Below are 15691 nucleotides of genomic sequence, written 5' to 3'. Positions count from 1 at the left end.
CCCGGTGACGGGCTCCGTCAGGCGGAGGGGTCGAGGGAGCGCAGGAACGCCAGCGTGACCTCGGTGTGGGACCGGACGGGCACGAGCCCCGGCGCGGGGTCCACCGTGAGCTCGCCCGGCACCACGACCACCGGCATCCCGGCGGCCGCGGCGCTGGCCGCGCCGGTCTGCGAGTCCTCGACCGCCACGCACCGGGCCGGGTCGACGCCGAGCCGCCGGGCGGCGAGCAGGTAGGGCTCCGGGTGCGGCTTCGCGTGCTCGACGTCCTCCTGGGAGACGACCACGCCCAGCACGCCCGGCGCCCCGGAGGCCGTGCCCTCCGCGACCACGGTGAGGGCGTTGGTGACGACCGCGCCCGGGATCCCGGCCTCCGCCAGCTCGGCCAGCAGCTCGCGCATCCCGGGCAGGAACGGCACCTCGCCCGTGAGCGCGGCCGCCACCTCCCGCCCCAGCTCGGCGGTGATGCCCTCGACCGTGCCGGCCGCGCCGCGCCGGACCATCAGCTCCGCGGACGTGGGGACGGTCTTGCCCAGGGTCGCGAGGTCGTCCTCCGTGCTCCACCCCACGCCGTAGCGGGCGGCGACCGCGCGCTTGGCCACCGCCCACTGCGGCTCGGAGTCCACGAGGGTGCCGTCGTGGTCGAAGAGCACGGCGGCGGGGAATCCGGGGGAGCTCACGGGCGGGCCTCCTGGGCGGGGTGGAAGGGCGACGACGGGGCCTGCGGGTCCAGGGACCGCAGCAGCTCCAGGGTGAGCTCCCGGTGGGAGGACAGGTGCAGCACGCCGGCGCCGGGCTCGACGGGCTGCTCGCCGGGGACCACGACCGTGGGGATGCCCGCCGCGACGCCCGCGGCCGCCCCCGCGGGGGAGTCCTCGACCACGACGCACCGGGCGGGATCCACCCCGAGCCGCCGCGCGGCGGTCAGGTAGGCGTCCGGATCGGGCTTGAGCCGCACGCCCTGCGCGTACTCGTCGGTGCCGATCAGGACCCGGAACAGGCCTGCCGGGGCCATGGACGCGGTGTGCCGGGCCATCGCGGAGGTCGCGTTGGTGACGATGGCCGCCGGGATCCCCGCGGCCGCCAGGTCCTGCAGCAGGGCCTCCACGCCCTCGATGAAGGACAGCTCCGCGCCCTCCAGGACCCGGATGCTGTGCTCGAAGACCGCCTGGAACAGGGCGCGGTCGTCGAGCGGCACCCCGATCCGCTGCATCCGGGAAATCGTCTCGGCGACCGGCCGGCCCAGGGTCGCGTCGGTGTCCTGGGGGGTCCAGACCAGGCCGTGCTCGGCGGCGAGGTTCTGCTTGGCGCGGTCCCACAGGGGCTCGGTGTCGACGAGGGTGCCGTCGTGGTCGAAGAGGACGGCGTGCGGGAAGGCGGGGGACGACATGTGCTCCAGCCTAGCGGGGCGTCCTCCCGGGCCCCCGGCCCGCGCCCGGCAGGCCCGGGCCGGGCGCGCGGGGCCGGACGTAGACTGGCGCGCGTGCACGCACCCCTCGACCCCGTCCCGCGCCGCTCCTCGGGCGTGCAGCGGGCCGTCCCCGTCCTCGCGCTGCCGGCGGCGCTCGTGCTCGGCGTCTGGGTCGCCGCCGGTCGCGGGCTGGCCGGTGCGGCCGGGGACCTCGTGCTCCTCTACGCCGCGCTGCTCGCGGCCCCGCTGACCGTCCTGCTCGCGGCCGCGGCCGTGGTCCTGCGCGGGGACGCCCGGGCGCACGCGCCGGCCGCCGCGTCCCTGCGCTCGACGCTCACGACGCTCACGGCGTGGGGGGTCGTCCTCGCGTTCGGGGCGGTGCTGCCCGACCGGGTCGGCGGCACCGGCGCCTCCCTCCTCACCCGGGTCACCGGCCCCGGGCTGCTGGGGCTGTCCGCCGGGTTCGCCAACACCCTCGGCATCCTCTCGTTCGTGGCGGCGAGCGCCGCCCTGGTCCTCGCGGCGGCCGACCGGCGCCGGACCCGGCGCATCCAGCGCGGGGAACCGCTCACCGAGGACGAGATCCTGGACCGGCAGGGGTGGTGAGCGGCCCGGCCCGCCTCGCCGGGCCGGGCGCGGGGCTGGTCCGCCTCGACGGCCGGCAGTCCTTGCTCCTCAGCGCCGCCCTCATGGCGTTCACCTCGCTCATGGCCGCGGTGGCCGGGAGGCGCCGCCCGTCCCGGCTCCTGCCTCTCGGCACCCGGCGGACGTCCCGGTAGATTGGCCGCATGAGCGCCGAGCGACCCGAGATCCCCGACACCTCGCCCGTTCCGACCGAGACCAAGGACTGGACCGTGGTCCTCACCGAGGGGTGCGCCGACTGCGGCTTCGACCCGGGGTTCGACGTCACGACCACGGGAGAGCGCGTGCGCGCCACGACCGAGCGGTGGGCCGCGGTCCTCGACCGGCTCGGCATGACGGACCGTCCCCGGCCGGGCACGTGGTCCCCGCTCGAGTACGCGTGCCACGTCCGCGACCTCTGCCGCGTGTTCCGGGAGCGGCTGCGGCTCATGCTCACCGAGGAGGACCCCGTCTTCCCCGCCTGGGACCAGGACGCCGACGCGGTCGCGGACCGATACAACCTGCAGGACCCCTACGAGGTCTCCGGGCAGCTGGCCCAGGAGCTGCGCGCCACGGCGGACGCCTTCGACGCCGTCGGCGACGAGCAGTGGTCCCGGCCCGGCCGCCGCGGCGACGGCAAGGACTTCACCGTGGCGAGCTTCGCCGCCTACTTCCTGCACGACGTCGAGCACCACCTGCGCTTCGACGTCCGCGGCTGAGCCGGCGGGGAGGTCCCGGCGCACCCCGGCGGGCGGTCAGCCCAGGTGCACGGTCCCGTCGTCGTCGACGCGCCACCCCGGGTTGTGCGCGATCTCCCACACGACCCCGTTGGGATCCGCGACGTGGGCGTGGAAGACGCCACCGAAGGCCCCGGGCCGCGGGGACGTGAGCACGGTCCCGCCCGCGGCCGCCATCGCCTCGACCACGGCGCGCACCTCGTCGGGTCCGCCCACGTTGTGCGCGAGCGTCACCCCGGACGCACCGGCCGGCACGCCGGCGGGACGACCGAGGTCCGCGGCGAACTTCGCGGCGTCGAACAGGGCGAGCACCTGGCCGGGCGCCACCTGGAAGAACAGGATCTCCCCGGGGACGTCGAGCAGGGGCGCCCAGCCCAGTCCGCGCCCGTAGAAGTCCCGGGCGGCGTCGAGGTCCGGGGTGGCGAGGGTGACGAAGTGGACGCGGGGATCCATGGCGGGCTCCTGGGGTCTCGCATCGGGCCGGGACGAGGGCGCGGGGCGCCTGACGGCCCAGCGTAGGGCGCGGCCGCCCCTCGGCGGCAGGGGCGGCGCCGCCCCGCCGCCCGCGGGCGGTCGGGCACGCTCGGCGGAGCGCTCGCCCCGGGCTCAGCGGCCGCCGGTGTGGAGCGTCCCGGACAGGCGTGCCCGCATCCGGCGGCTGGGCTGGTTCAGGCCCACGATGCGCACGTCCTTGCCGTAGCGGGCGTACTTGTCGGTGACCGAGTCCAGGGCGGCGACGGTGGAGGCGTCCCACAGGTGGGAGCCGGTGAGGTCGATGAGGACCTGCTGCGGGTCGTTGGCGTAGTCGAACATCGTGTAGAGGTCGTTGGAGGAGGCGAAGAACAGCTCCCCGTGGACGGTGTAGACGGCGGTGTCCTTCCCGTCGCGCTGCTCGACGGTCCGGTCCACCGAGACCAGGTGGGCGACCCGGCGGGCGAAGGCGACCATCGCCACGAGCACCCCGACCACCACGCCCAGGGCGAGGTTGTGGGTCCACACCGTCACGGCGACGGTGGAGGCCATCACCAGGGTCTCCGCCACGGGCATCCGGGCGAGGGTGGAGGGGCGGATGGAGTGCCAGTCGAAGGTGGCCCAGGAGACGAAGACCATGACCGCCACCAGCGCGGCCATGGGGATGGCGGCGACGACCTCGCCCAGGGCGACGACGAGGATGAGCAGGAAGATCCCGGCCAGGAACGTGGAGATCCGGGTGCGGGCTCCGGAGGCGCGCACGTTGATCATGGTCTGGCCGATCATCGCGCACCCGCCCATGCCCCCGGAGAACCCGGTGACGACGTTGGCCACGCCCTGGGCCCAGGACTCGCGGGTCTTGTCCGAGCCGGTGTCGGTGACGTCGTCGACGAGCTTGGCGGTCATCAGCGACTCCAGCAGCCCCACCAGCGCCATGGTCAGGGCGTAGGGGGCGATGATCCGCAGCGTCTCCAGGGTGAAGGGCACGTCGGGCAGGACCAGGGAGGGCAGGGAGTCCGGCAGTTCGCCCTTGTCCCCGACGGTGGGCACCTCCAGGCCCAGGGGCACCACGATGGCGGTGATCACCACGATGGCCACCAGCGGTGCCGGCACCACGGTGGTGAGCTTCGGGAAGACGAACACGATGAGCAGCCCCAGGGCCGTCAGGGGGTACACCGCCCAGGGCACCCCGATCAGCTCGGGCACCTGGGAGGTGAAGATCAGGATGGCCAGGGCGTTGACGAAGCCGACCATCACCGACCGGGGCACGAAGCGCATCAACCTCGCAGCGCCGATCAGGGCGAGGACGACCTGGAGGACCCCGGCGAGGATGACGGCGGCGATGAAGTGGTCCAGCCCGTGGGAGGCCACCAGCGGGGCGATCACCAGGGCCACCGCCCCGGTGGCCGCGGAGATCATCGCCGGGCGCCCGCCCAGGACGGCGGTGGTCACCGCCATGGTGAAGGACGCGAACAGCCCCAGCCGGGGGTCGACCCCGGCGATGACCGAGAACGCGATCGCCTCCGGGATCAGGGCCAGGGCCACCACCAGCCCGGCCAGGACCTCGGTCTTCAACCACCGGGGATTCCTCAGCGTGGCCCGCACCGACTGCCGCTGCTCCGGCGAGGGGGCGTGGGGGCCGCCCACCGGGCGGTTCGCTGCGACAGCGGACATGCAGGAGCTCCTGGGGACGAGGGGAGGGCGGGGCGGGCCGCGGGCCCATCGAACCCTAGCCTCAGGTGAGCATCGACGACAACGACGACAAGGGCGAGGAGGACGCAACCGGACCGGCGCCGGAGCGGCGCCGGGGGAAGGTGCCGGGTCTGCCCGGCGTCGCCGACGGGCGCGGACGGGCGGAGCGCGCGGCCCATGGCCTACCCTCGGAAGCAGGGCCTGCGCGGCCCCGACCGGTCCGCGCGGCACGGCGGGAGGAACGGGGCGGACCCATGGAGCACCAGGACACGGCCGAGCCGGTGGAGTCGCCGTACTACCACCGCCGGCTCACGCTGCCGAACGTCGTCTCGGTGGTGCGCTTCTGCCTCATCGTCCCGGCCGTGTTCGCCGTCCTGGACATCCAGGACGAGCCCGTCCGTGCCCTGGTGCTGGTCGCCTCCTTCTCCCTGACCGACTGGGTCGACGGCGTCCTGGCCCGGGCCCTGAACCAGCGCAGCCGGGTCGGGGAGATCATGGATCCCATCGCCGACCGCCTGGGGACCGTGGCGATCGCGGTCGCCGCGAGCGTCGTGGGGCTCTTCCCCTGGTGGGTGCTCGTCGTCGTCGTCGCCGTGGACGTCGTGGTGGGCATCGCCGCGTGGCGGTACAGCTCGTTCGGCGCGCTGCGCGTGACGAAGGCCGGCAAGGTCAAGACCGCGGCGCTGATGGTCGGGTCCGTGCTCATCCTCGCGGGCCCCGCGTTCTCCAGCGCCACGGTGGTCGACGTCGGCCGGGTCCTGGTCCAGGTCGCCGCCGTGCTGCACGTGGTGGCCGGCGTGCAGTACTTCCGCCAGGTCACCGGCCGGCAGGCCCCGCCCGGATAGCACCGTCGCGGCGCACCGGCGCACCGAAACGGCACCGCCCGCGCCGGAACGCGGGCGGCGCCGTCCTGGCGGCGCGGGACGAGCAGGGCCGTCCCCCGGGGACCGCAGGCGCCGGGGCGGGGCCTGCTCAGGGCGCGGGGGGCACCGCCCGTGCCCGTCGGGCCCGCAGCTTCTCGGTCAGGGACAGCCGCACGGTGGGCCACTCGCGGTCGATGACGGAGAAGACGACGACGTCGCGCACGGTCCCGTCACGCCACAGGTCGTGGTTGCGCAGCACCCCGTCCTGCTTGGCACCCAGGGCGGCGATGGCGCGGCGGGAGCGCTGGTTGTGCCAGTGCGTGCGGAACTCCACGGCGATGCAGCCCAGGGTCTCGAAGGCGTGGGCCAGCTGCAGCAGCTTGGCCTCGGTGTTGACCCCCGTGCCCTGGGCGGACGGGGCGATCCAGGTGGAGCCGATCTCCAGGCGCCGGTGGTCGGGACGGATGTTGAGGAACGTCGTCATGCCGACGGCCCGGCCGTCACTGGTGCGGCGGATCGTCCAGGGCACCACCTGGCCTGCGGCGTGCCGGTCCAGCCGGTGCTCGATCTCGGCGACCATCCCCCCGGGGGAGGGCAGGCGGGTGTACCAGAGCTCGTGCAGGTCCTCCTCCGCGACCGCCTGGGCCAGTTCCCCGGCGTGCTCGGGCGCCAGCGGTTCGAGCGTGGTGAGGGCACCGGTGAGCGTGGGGATCGCGAGGAAGTCCATGCCGCCAGGCTAGCGAAGGCCCTCCGGCCGGGGCCCCGTGCCCGGGAGTGCACGGGGCCGCTTTTCCCGCTGCGGCGGGCTGCGGGTAGGTTCGTGGGGGCGGGACCGGTGCGAGTTCCCGCCGGACCTGGTGACGCGCACGGTGGAGGGCAGCGGATGAGGCGGCGTGCCCCTGTGCGACTGCTCCGAGCGCTGCTCGTGACGGCCACCGTGACCTCCCTGGCCGTCGCGGGTCACCTGCTCGGCGGCGGCACCCTCCCGCCCCCGCTCCTCCTGCTCGGTGTGGCGTCGTGCGTGCTGGGCCCGGTGGCCTGGCTGGCCGGGCACCGGCTGACGCCGGCCCGGATGCTGGCGACCGTGGGCATCGCCCAGCTGGGCCTGCACGAGGCGTTCACCGTGCTCTCCGCCCCCACGGCCTGCTCCGCCGGCGGGCACAGCCACCCGGTGGATCCCGCCGCCCCGTCGTGCCTGCCGGGGCTGGCCCCCGGAGCCGGGGGCCACGAGCTGACGGGGCCGGGGCTGGCCATGCTCGGCGGGCACGTCCTGGCGGCCGCGGTCACCGCGGTGCTGCTGTCCCGGGCCGAGGCCGGCCTGTGGTGGGCCCTGGAGTGGCTGCGGCCCCTGCTCGCCCCGTCCCGCCCGCCCCGGCTGCCGCTCGGGACCCCGAGGCCCTGCCCGCCCCCGCCGGAGCCTCCCGCACCGGTGTGGCGGGGCCTGTCCCCGGAGCGCGGGCGCGGACCGCCCGTCCCGGCGGGCCCGTGGGAGACCGGGCGGGCGTGAGCCCGCCGGCTCCGCGACGGGCGCCCCTGCTGCCCCCTGAACTTCCTACGCGCCCCGGGATCCCCGGGGCGGAGCTGAAAGGCACTCCCATGACGAACACCACCACCGCGCGCCTGGTCAAGGGCGCCGGCGCCCTCTCGGTCGCGGCCGGGCTGACGGCCCTCGGGCTGTCCCCGGCCGCCGCCCACGTGACGGCCACCTCGACCACCACGGCGGCCGGGGGCTACACGCAGGTCACCTTCTCGGTGCCCAACGAGTCCGACACGGCCTCCACGAACAAGCTCGAGCTGGAGCTGCCCGCCGGCACGCCCTTCGCCTCCGTGCGCGTGAGGCCCGTCGAGGGCTGGACCGCCGAGCTCGCCGAGGAGGAGCTGGCGAGCCCCGCCACCGTCGGGGAGGGCGCCATCACGGAGGCGGTCTCCACGATCACCTGGACCGCGGACGAGGAGCACACGATCGGCCCGGGCGAGTTCCAGACCTTCACCATCTCGGTGGGCCCGCTGCCGGCCGAGGGGACCGAGATCCTCCTGCCGGTGACCCAGAGCTACACCGACGGACGGACCGTGGCCTGGGAGGAGCCCGCCGTCGAGGGCCAGGAGGAGCCGCAGCACCCGGCCCCCTCGCTGACCACCACCGCCGCCGAGGAGACGGGCCACGACCACGGCACCACGCCGGCGGCCGGCGCGCAGGAGACCGTCTCGCAGGAGGCGTCCACCGGCACCGCGCTGGGCCGGGCGGCGCTGGTCGCCGGCCTGCTCGGCCTGGCCGCGGGCGGGGTCAGGGCAGCACGAGGGTCCCGCGCACCGCGTGCGCGGGACCCTCGGCGGACCGGGGCGCCAGGCGCCCGAGCGCGGTGCGCACCGGGCGGATCCCGGCCAGGCCCGGGAACGCGGCGGCGCCGCTGTCGATCGCGGCCACGCGGGCGCGGCACGCCGGGTCGGCGAGCAGGAGGCCCGCACCGGCCCGGGCCGGTGCGGGCCCGGCGTAGCGGGTGCCCGGCCAGGACCACCGCGCGGTCGCGACCCGGGCGATCCGGCGTGCGCCCGCGCGGGCGGCCAGGCGGGTCGCGGCCTCCTCGGTGTAGAACGCCAGGTGCCGCTCCTTGAGGGCGGCCACGGCACCGGTCAGCTCGCCCAGCGCCGGCTCGGCCGAGCCCAGCCGGCGGTAGTGCAGGGCCAGGACGGCGGTGTCCAGCCAGCTGGTGACCATGTGCGCGCCGGTGACGTCCGCGCCCAGGAGGTTGGTGCCGACCGCGTCCACGGTGGGCCGCAGCCGCTCGTCCCACGCGCGCAGCAGCCCTCCGGGAACCGTGTCCGCCGGTTCCTGCGGGGCGGGGCCGTGGGCGGCCAGGACCGCGCGCAGGGTCTCGGCCAGCCAGTACTGCTCGTAGGACCACGTGGTGAGGAAGGCGGTCACCCGCGACTCGGCATGGGTGGGGGTGAGCAGGACGTCCCGCAGACGCCCCAGCAGGCCGCGTTCGGCGCACCACAGGTGCGCCAACGTCGCGAGCGTCGCGGGGGCGGGCGTGGGCACGGCCTGCGGGTCGAGGTGCGACGGGCGCAGGACGTGCGGGGCGCGCATGTAGGCGCGCACGTCGAAGCCGCTGCCGGCGCTCATGCCGGCACGCCCCGGGCGTCCATGGCGTCGGCGACGACGGTGAGTCCCTCCATCCCCGGCAGTTTCGCGATCTGCCGGTCGATGGCCTCGATCTCCTTGCGCCCCTCCGGGCCGGAGAACAGGTGGGCCATCACGTGGGTGACCTCGTCCTCGTCCGAGACCCCGGACCCGACGGGCTGCCACGCCGTGCGCAGCGCGAGACGGGCCAGCTTCTGCGCCTTGGGGCTCTCCTCCAGCCGGGCGCGGGCCTGCGTGGTGTAGAAGGCGATGTGCTTGGTCTCCTGGGCAGCGATGCGCCGCAGCAGGGGGGCCAGCACGGGGTGGTCCTCGAGGGCGGCCAGCCGCTTGTACCCGGCGTGGGCCGACCGTTCGTTCACCGCGCCCCAGAGCATGTGGACCGCGACGAAGTCCTTGCCGACGAGGTTCGAGAGCACGGACTGCTTGACCGGGCTGATCCGGTCGCGCCAGCCGAGCTTGACCCGCCTGGCCTTGACCTCGTCGAAGGCGACGGTGACGCCGTGCAGCGCCAGGACGTGGGCCAGCGCCTCCCCGTGCCAGAACTCCTCGTGGTTCCACATGGTCATGAAGGTGCTGACCTCGGGGTCCCGTCGGGAGGGGCTGACGAGCATGTCCCGCAGATAGCACACGGTGTGGAACTCGATGTCGCACATGTAGCGCAGCGTGCGCAGGGTGTCCGGGGGCAGCGGATCGTCGCGGAACGCCTCCAGCCCCAGGTCCTCCCAGTTCATGCTCACGGACTCGCGGGCGTATCTGTCGATGTCGAAAGCCATGGTGTCTTTCTCCCTGCTCCGGGTGCGTGCCTGCCGTGTCACCAGGAGTTCGGAGCCGGCGGGGTGCCGGACGGGTCGAGGCACCACGAGTTCTCCCCGCCGCCGTGCCGGGCCGCCCCCCCCGGTGCGGCCCCGGGGACGGGCCGTGATGGCAGGAGCCGCCGCGGACGTCGTCCGCGGCGGCTCCTGCCATCCGGTCCCGGCTCACCGCGCCCTGGACGCCGCGGCCTCCGGCTCGGGCGGCAGCGGCAGCGCCGCGACGTCCAGGTCCGGGTTGGAGTCCTGGGTCTCGACCAGGTCGTGCGCCTCCTGCTCGGTGGCCACGCTGGGCAGCGACCCGGGCAGGGGCCGGTTGGCGGACTCGTGCATGAACCAGATCGCGATCGCTCCGGCCACCGACGTGAACATCAGGTAGAACGCCGGCATGAGCTCGTTGCCGGTGAGCTGGATGAGGCTTTCGATGATCAGCGGGGCGGTGCCCCCGAAGATCGCGACGGCGAAGTTGTAGGCGATGCCCATGCCGCCGTAGCGGCTGGCCGTGGGGAACAGCGCCGGCAGGGCGGAGGCCAGGTTCGCGACGTAGAAGGTCACCGGCAGGGCGATCAGCGCCAGGCCGGCCAGGGTGGTCCACACCTCGCCCACTCCGATGAGCAGGAAGGCCGGCAGGGAGAGCACGATGGTGCACCCGGCTCCGAGCCACAGCACCGGGCGGCGCCCGATCCGGTCCGACAGGCGGCCGGCGAGCGGGATGCACAGGGACATGCCCACCAGCACGGGGATCGTCAGCAGCGTCCCGTGCACCGGGTCGTAGCCCATGGCGTCGGTGAGGTAGGTCGGCATGTAGGAGGTGAGGGCGTAGCCGACGGTGTTGGCCGCGGCCACCAGCACGACCGCCAGCGTGATCTGCCGCCAGTAGGTGCGCACCAGCGAGACGGTGCCGTGGGCGACGCCGTCCGCGTCCTGGCCGTTCGACGACTCCTGGGCGTCCAGGGTGGCCTGGAAGGCGGGGGACTCCTCGATCTTCAGCCGGAAGTAGACGGCGATCAGGCCCAGCGGACCCGCGGCCAGGAAGGGGATCCGCCAGCCCCACTCGAGCATGGCCTGGTCGGTGAGGCTCAGCTGCAGGACGGAGACCACGGCGGCGCCGGCGGCGAAGCCCAGGTAGCTGCCGAGGTCGAGGATGCTGGCGAGGAAGCCGCGCCGCTTGTCGGGGGCGTACTCGCTGACGAACGTGGTGGCGCCGGCGTACTCACCGCCGGTGGAGAAGCCCTGCAGCAGCTTGAGCACCAGCAACAGGACCGGGGCGAGGAACCCGAGGGTGGCGTAGCCGGGCAGGGCGCCGATCAGGAACGTGGACGCGGCCATCAGGATCAGCGTGGTCGCCAGCACCTTCTGCCGGCCCAGCCGGTCGCCCAGGCGTCCGAAGAACACCCCGCCCAGCGGGCGGGCGATGAACGTGGCGGCGAAGACGCCCAGCGAGAAGAGGACCTGCACGGAGCTCTCGGCGTCCGAGAGGAACACCTGTCCCATGGTGACGGCGAGGTAGCCGTACACGCCGATGTCGTACCACTCCATGGCGTTGCCCACCACCGTTCCCGCGACCGCCCGGCGCAGCATCCGCTCGTCGACGACGTTCACGTCGCTCACGCGCAAGCGGCGCGATCTCGGGCGGGTCCGGGCCGCGGGAGCGCTGGTTCGGGGGTGCGGCTGGTGGGGCGGCTGGGAGGTCTGTGTCGGCATGGAGCTGTCTTCCGTCGGGGGCACGGGCACGGTCGGCGGCGCGGAGCCGCACGGACCAGCCGTCCACCCTAGCGGAGTGCGCAGTCCCCTGATGGTTCCCGGCGCCGGTCCCGGGGGCCCACCGGCGCGGGGCACCCGGCCGGCGCCGGGCGGCGTGCGCTCAGGCGCCGTGCTGGAGGACCGGGGCGTGGACGTCGTAGAGGCTCAGGCGCCACCCGCCGCGGTGGTGGTCGAGCCGGGCCGACTTGGTCCCGTCCTCGTCGGTCCAGCGCAGCGCGCCCTCGGCGACCGACAGCGCGTAGCCGCTCTGGCCGGCGACCCACGCGGCCTCCGCGCCGGCGCGGTCACGGCTGGTCGACCACCACCAGCGGCTGATCGCGAGGCCGAGGGCGGCGACGTAGCCGGTGAGGGCGACGAGGAACCCGGTCATGGGGGGAAGGGAGGGGACGACCGTGAGCACGCACGCGCACAGCGTGGCGGTCACGGCGACCGTCATGGGGTGGTTCCACCACCGCGGGGCGGGGGTCCAGGGGGTGTCGGCCACGTCGTCGAAGACCCGCACGGGGACGGGAGCGGTGCGGGTGCGGTCGTGGTCGTCGAGGGACTGCTGCGAGCTCATGAGGATGCTCCTGACGCGCGGAAGTAGGGGAGGGAGGCAGGCGGAGGCGGCTGTCGACGGGCCTGGCCCGGCGCCCGGATCCGCACGGGGCGCCGGTGCGGCATGCCGGGTCCCGGGCAGTGCCTGACTGCCGCGCGGGTCCGGCGTCGCTCGCGCCTTCCTCTCCATTTTCCGGCGGACGGGGCCGTACTCCCCAGTCAAGGCACTATCTGATTGGTCACACCGCGCGGCCGGCGAGCGGAGGACCAGGTCAGGCCCAGGTTCCGGCACCGACGGTGAGGGATGCCACGCCGCCCCGCCCGACGACGGGATCCCCGTGCCCGCGTCCTGGGCACGGGGACCCCGGCGGCGGCCGTCACCCGCCGATGTACTCGCCGGTGATGCTGTCGACGGTGCCGAGCTCGATGCCCTCGCACTGGGAGATCCCGGCCGGGGTCGTGGGGTCGTAGTTGAGGCAGAAGGCGTCGTAGTAGGGCATCCCGTTCTGCCAGGCCGCGTAGGCCTCCTCGTAGGTGAAGTTCTGATCCGGCATCGCACCGGGCATGTCGACCTCGGCGGACGGGTCGGGGGCACCGGCCGAGCCCGGGACCTGGCCCGCGTCGCCGGGGGCGTCGGTGGCGGCGGTGGCCTCCTCCTCGGGGGCGCCGGTCGCGGTCGTCGCCTCGTCGCCGGGGGTGCCGGTGGCGGCGGTGGCCTCGTCACCGGGCGTCTCGGCGGCGGTGGTGGCCGCACCGGCCCGCGAGGCGGTCGCGGAGGCCGCCGGGGGCGTCGTCGGGCTCTGTCCCTCGGCCTGGGGGGAGCCGGAACAGCCGGCCAGCGCGAGGCCGGACGCCAGGGCCAGGGCGGTGAAGACGATCTGCTTGCTCATGGGGGTGCCTCTTCGCGTGGTGCTGTCGGGGAGTTCCAGCGTAGGTCTCCGCCGTGCGGAAACGGGGAACCGGCGCGGGTGCGTCCCGGCCGGACCGCTGCTGTCCCCCCGCCGCTCACCTGGCGGAGCGGATCGGGATCGGCGCGCAGGCCGTCAGGGGCTCAGCGAGGTGAGCACGCCGGTGACGGCCAGCACCAGCACCAGCAGGGCGCCCTCTCCCTGGATCGTCGACTGCAGGTCGGCCAGGACCCGGGAGTCGGGCCGGGTGAGGACGCGGGGGAGGTGGACGAAGCGGTTCCAGGCCGCGACGGCGACCACGCCCAGGACGACGGCGATCTTGAGCAGCAGGATCCGGCCGTACCCGGTGGACACCAGGGCCCCGGGACCGCCCAGGATGCGCCAGCCCAGGAGCAGACCGGTGGCGGCCAGGGCCAGCACCACCCACCCCGCGACGGCGGAGAAGCGGGACAGCGTCAGGGTGGCCTGGCGGGGGGAGGTGTCGGAGGTGCGCCCCAGGACGGTGACCAGCCCGAGGATCCCCCCGACCCACACGAGCCCGGCGGCGACGTGCACGGCATCGGCGGGCACGACGAGCCATGCCGGCTCGGCGCTGCGGGTGTGGCCGATGACCACCAGGGAGGCGCCGGCCAGCCCGGCTCCGCCCAGGGCCGCTCCCCGGGCCAGGCGCCCGCCGCCGCGGCCGGCGGCCCGGGGCGCGGCCAGCGCCGCGGTGAGGACTCCGGCCGTGGTGAGCACGGCGGCCAGGGCGGAGCCGGAGCCGGCGGCGGCACGCCACAGGGCGCCATCCGTGAGGGACACCGGGGCCGCCCCGGCCTGCCACAGCACCGAGGCCAGGACCGAGACGACGGTCCCGGCCACCGCGAGCGCCGCGCCGAGGTGCATCAGCCGGTGCAGCCGGCGGCGGGCACGCAACGCCGTGCCGGGCCGGGGCGCGAACAGCAGGAGGTCGAAGACGACGAGGCCGGAGGTGGCGAGCACCCCGGCGTACGTCAGCGTCTGGGCCGCGTAGTGGGCGGTCGCCGCCGACGGGGCGTGCTGCTGGACCTCGACGGTGGTGGCGGTGGGCTCGCCCACCGAGAACGTGAAGGAGCCCGAGACGGGGTGGCCGTCGGCGGAGGTGACCTGCCAGAGGACGGTGTGCGTCCCGTCCCCGAGGGCGGTCGACGGCGTGAGCCCCACGGTGCTGTCCAGGGCCCGGGCGGTGAGCGGGATCCGGTCCCCGGAGGGGGCGAGCAGCCGGACGGCCTCCGGCGTGGCCCCGACGGGTTCGTTGAAGGACAGGGTGATCGTGGTGGGAGTGCTCTGCAGGACCTGCCCGTCGGCCGGGTCCGTGCCGACCAGTTCCGTGTGCGCCGTGGCCGCCGGTGCGCCCAGGACCGTCAGCAGCGCCGCGAGCGCGGCCACGAGGACGACGCGCAGGCCTCCACGCCGTCGGCGGGCCGGCGCCGGCGGCCTTCCTGCCGGTCCTGTGCCGGGTCCCGTGGAGTCCATGCTCCGAACCCTAGTCGGCCATGGGCCGGGCGGATCAGCGGGCGCAGCAGGAGCAGCCGGAGCCGCACCCGTCGGCGCAGCCCTCGTCCCCGTCGAGGAGCACGGGCAGGGGGGTGCAGCAGGCGTCCCCGCGCCAGGCCTCCAGGCCCTCCTTGAGCGCGACGGCGGCGATGACCAGGGCGGCGATCGGGTCGGCCCAGGACCAGCCCAGGGTGCTGTTGAGCAGCAGCCCCACCAGCAGCACGGCGGAGAGGTAGCTGCACAGCAGGGTCTGCCTGGAGTCGGCCACCGCCGAGGCCGAGCCCAGCTCCCGGCCGGTGCGGCGCTCGAACCAGGACAGGAGGGGCATGATTACCAGGCTCACCGCCGCCAGGGTGATCCCCACCGGGGAGTGCTCGGGCTCGGCCGCCCCGGCCAGGGTGCGCACCGCGTCGACGGTGACGAAGGCGGCCAGGCCGACGAAGGAGAAGGCGATGACCCGCATGGCCGCCCTCTCCCGGCGGTGCGGGTCGGGGGCGGCGAACTGCCAGGCCACCGCCGCCGCGGAGAGGACCTCCACGATCGAGTCCAGCCCGAAGCCGATCAGCGCCGAGGAGGAGGCGATGGTGCCGGCGGTGAGGGCGATGACCGCCTCGAGCACGTTGTAGGCGATCGTGGCGGCCACGATCCGGCGCACCCTCCGGTGCAGGAGCGCCCGGCGGGCCGCGCTGAGGGGCGGGGGCCCGATCGACACGGAGGTCATGAGCAGGTGCATCCTTCCGGGGTGCAGCAGTCCGGGTCCACGGCGACCACCAGCTCCAGCAGGCTCTCCAGGACGTCCCCGAGGCGGGGGTCGGCGAGCCGGTACCAGGTGCTGCGCCCCTCCGGGGTGGCCGCGACCAGTCCGCACCCGCGCAGGCAGGCCAGCTGGTTGGACATCACCTGCTTGGACACCCCCAGGGCCCGGGCCAGCTCCGAGGGCCGGGCCGGGGCGTCCCGCAGGGCCAGCAGGACCCGGGCCCGCGTCCCGTCGGAGAGGGCCTGGCCCAGCCGGGACAGCGCCGTGGTGTGCGTGCGGGTGACCGCGGTCATGCTCGAACGGTACACCGTTCCCTGTACTCCGGGCACGAGCCCGGCCGGGGAGCGAGGGCTGCCCCGTGAACGGCGGGCGTCGGGGCACGGTCCGGGAAATAATCTCTGGTCGCCCAAGGTTGAGTGAGATAGACTCAGGTTAGCTGAACTGCTGGAGCGCACTCGGTGTGGAGC

Annotated in this window: 19 protein-coding genes and 1 pseudogene; 6 read left to right on the top strand and 14 right to left on the bottom strand. The window is 75.1% G+C overall.

Going from position 1 to position 15691, the window contains the following annotated elements; genetic code table 11:
- Positions 1-17: 17 nt before the first annotated feature.
- Both M3185_RS14455 and M3185_RS14450 read right to left on the bottom strand, forming a co-directional pair.
- On the bottom strand, positions 18-677 hold the full coding sequence (locus tag M3185_RS14455) for an HAD family hydrolase (protein WP_251334380.1): 660 nt from the start codon (positions 675-677) through the stop codon (positions 18-20).
- Complete coding sequence (locus M3185_RS14450) at positions 674-1387, bottom strand: HAD family hydrolase (protein ID WP_251334379.1); 714 nt, start codon at positions 1385-1387, stop codon at positions 674-676. The genes M3185_RS14455 and M3185_RS14450 overlap by 4 nt, the downstream gene beginning before the upstream one ends.
- Before the next feature lie 93 nt (positions 1388-1480).
- Between M3185_RS14450 and M3185_RS14445 the strand changes: the two genes are divergently transcribed.
- Genes M3185_RS14445 through M3185_RS14435 form a run of 3 tightly spaced genes read left to right on the top strand, consistent with a single transcriptional unit; the run spans position 1481 to position 2748 of the window.
- The gene (locus tag M3185_RS14445) at positions 1481-2014 is read left to right on the top strand and encodes a hypothetical protein (RefSeq protein ID WP_251334378.1); all 534 of its coding nucleotides are present in this window, start codon (positions 1481-1483) and stop codon (positions 2012-2014) included.
- Positions 2011-2187, top strand: coding sequence for a hypothetical protein (locus M3185_RS14440; protein WP_251334377.1), 177 nt, complete (start codon positions 2011-2013; stop codon positions 2185-2187). Before M3185_RS14445 ends, M3185_RS14440 begins: the two co-directional genes overlap by 4 nt.
- A 9-nt stretch (positions 2188-2196) precedes the next feature.
- Positions 2197-2748 (top strand): DinB family protein, encoded by a 552-nt coding sequence (locus tag M3185_RS14435; RefSeq protein ID WP_251334376.1) that lies wholly within the window; start codon positions 2197-2199, stop codon positions 2746-2748.
- A gap of 36 nt (positions 2749-2784) precedes the next feature.
- Here the strand turns inward: M3185_RS14435 and M3185_RS14430 are convergent, their stop codons facing one another.
- Together M3185_RS14430 and M3185_RS14425 are read right to left on the bottom strand one after the other, a co-directional pair.
- Positions 2785-3219, bottom strand: coding sequence for a VOC family protein (locus tag M3185_RS14430; RefSeq protein WP_251334375.1), 435 nt, complete (start codon positions 3217-3219; stop codon positions 2785-2787).
- A gap of 153 nt (positions 3220-3372) precedes the next feature.
- The gene (locus M3185_RS14425) at positions 3373-4911 is read right to left on the bottom strand and encodes a SulP family inorganic anion transporter (protein ID WP_251334374.1); all 1539 of its coding nucleotides are present in this window, start codon (positions 4909-4911) and stop codon (positions 3373-3375) included.
- Between the two features lie 272 nt (positions 4912-5183).
- Here M3185_RS14425 and M3185_RS14420 point away from each other — a divergent pair, with 272 nt between their 5' ends.
- Positions 5184-5774 (top strand): CDP-alcohol phosphatidyltransferase family protein, encoded by a 591-nt coding sequence (locus tag M3185_RS14420; RefSeq protein ID WP_251334373.1) that lies wholly within the window; start codon positions 5184-5186, stop codon positions 5772-5774.
- 127 nt (positions 5775-5901) lie between these two features.
- Here M3185_RS14420 and M3185_RS14415 read toward each other — a convergent pair whose 3' ends face one another.
- The gene (locus M3185_RS14415; RefSeq protein ID WP_251334372.1) at positions 5902-6519 is read right to left on the bottom strand and encodes a GNAT family N-acetyltransferase; all 618 of its coding nucleotides are present in this window, start codon (positions 6517-6519) and stop codon (positions 5902-5904) included.
- A gap of 174 nt (positions 6520-6693) precedes the next feature.
- Here M3185_RS14415 and M3185_RS14410 point away from each other — a divergent pair, with 174 nt between their 5' ends.
- Both M3185_RS14410 and M3185_RS14405 read left to right on the top strand, forming a co-directional pair.
- Positions 6694-7299: a hypothetical protein gene (locus M3185_RS14410; protein ID WP_251334371.1), complete on the top strand. Its 606-nt coding sequence runs from the start codon at positions 6694-6696 to the stop codon at positions 7297-7299.
- An 89-nt stretch (positions 7300-7388) separates the two neighbouring features.
- Positions 7389-7868: pseudogene (locus tag M3185_RS14405) on the top strand (YcnI family copper-binding membrane protein); the annotation flags it as partial.
- Here M3185_RS14405 and M3185_RS14400 read toward each other — a convergent pair.
- From M3185_RS14400 to M3185_RS14360, 9 genes are all read right to left on the bottom strand, one after another.
- On the bottom strand, positions 7844-8014 hold the full coding sequence (locus M3185_RS14400) for a hypothetical protein (protein WP_251334395.1): 171 nt from the start codon (positions 8012-8014) through the stop codon (positions 7844-7846). The pseudogene M3185_RS14405 and the gene M3185_RS14400 overlap by 25 nt on opposite strands.
- Positions 8015-8076: 62 nt before the next feature.
- Positions 8077-8916, bottom strand: a complete 840-nt coding sequence (locus M3185_RS14395) for a hypothetical protein (protein ID WP_251334370.1) — start codon at positions 8914-8916, stop codon at positions 8077-8079.
- The gene (locus M3185_RS14390) at positions 8913-9707 is read right to left on the bottom strand and encodes a ferritin-like domain-containing protein (protein WP_251334369.1); all 795 of its coding nucleotides are present in this window, start codon (positions 9705-9707) and stop codon (positions 8913-8915) included. Before M3185_RS14390 ends, M3185_RS14395 begins: the two co-directional genes overlap by 4 nt.
- Positions 9708-9911: 204 nt before the next feature.
- Positions 9912-11447 (bottom strand): MFS transporter, encoded by a 1536-nt coding sequence (locus M3185_RS14385; protein ID WP_251334368.1) that lies wholly within the window; start codon positions 11445-11447, stop codon positions 9912-9914.
- A 160-nt stretch (positions 11448-11607) separates the two neighbouring features.
- Positions 11608-12066, bottom strand: a complete 459-nt coding sequence (locus tag M3185_RS14380; RefSeq protein WP_251334367.1) for a hypothetical protein — start codon at positions 12064-12066, stop codon at positions 11608-11610.
- Between the two features lie 355 nt (positions 12067-12421).
- On the bottom strand, positions 12422-12934 hold the full coding sequence (locus M3185_RS14375) for a hypothetical protein (protein ID WP_251334366.1): 513 nt from the start codon (positions 12932-12934) through the stop codon (positions 12422-12424).
- 153 nt (positions 12935-13087) lie between these two features.
- Positions 13088-14446 carry a copper resistance CopC/CopD family protein gene (locus tag M3185_RS14370; RefSeq protein ID WP_251334365.1) on the bottom strand — a complete coding sequence of 453 codons (1359 nt, stop codon included), beginning with the start codon at positions 14444-14446 and terminating at the stop codon, positions 13088-13090.
- Between the two features lie 34 nt (positions 14447-14480).
- Positions 14481-15188 carry a cation transporter gene (locus M3185_RS14365; RefSeq protein WP_251334364.1) on the bottom strand — a complete coding sequence of 236 codons (708 nt, stop codon included), beginning with the start codon at positions 15186-15188 and terminating at the stop codon, positions 14481-14483.
- Entirely contained in the window at positions 15185-15517 is a 333-nt protein-coding gene (locus tag M3185_RS14360; RefSeq protein ID WP_251334363.1) for an ArsR/SmtB family transcription factor, read from the bottom strand. The genes M3185_RS14365 and M3185_RS14360 overlap by 4 nt, the downstream gene beginning before the upstream one ends.
- Between the last annotated feature and the right edge of the window lie 174 nt (positions 15518-15691).

Source organism: Kocuria rosea (genome assembly GCF_023715525.1).
Lineage (GTDB): Bacteria > Actinomycetota > Actinomycetes > Actinomycetales > Micrococcaceae > Kocuria > Kocuria rosea_A.
This window is presented reverse-complemented; position numbering and strand designations above follow the sequence as displayed.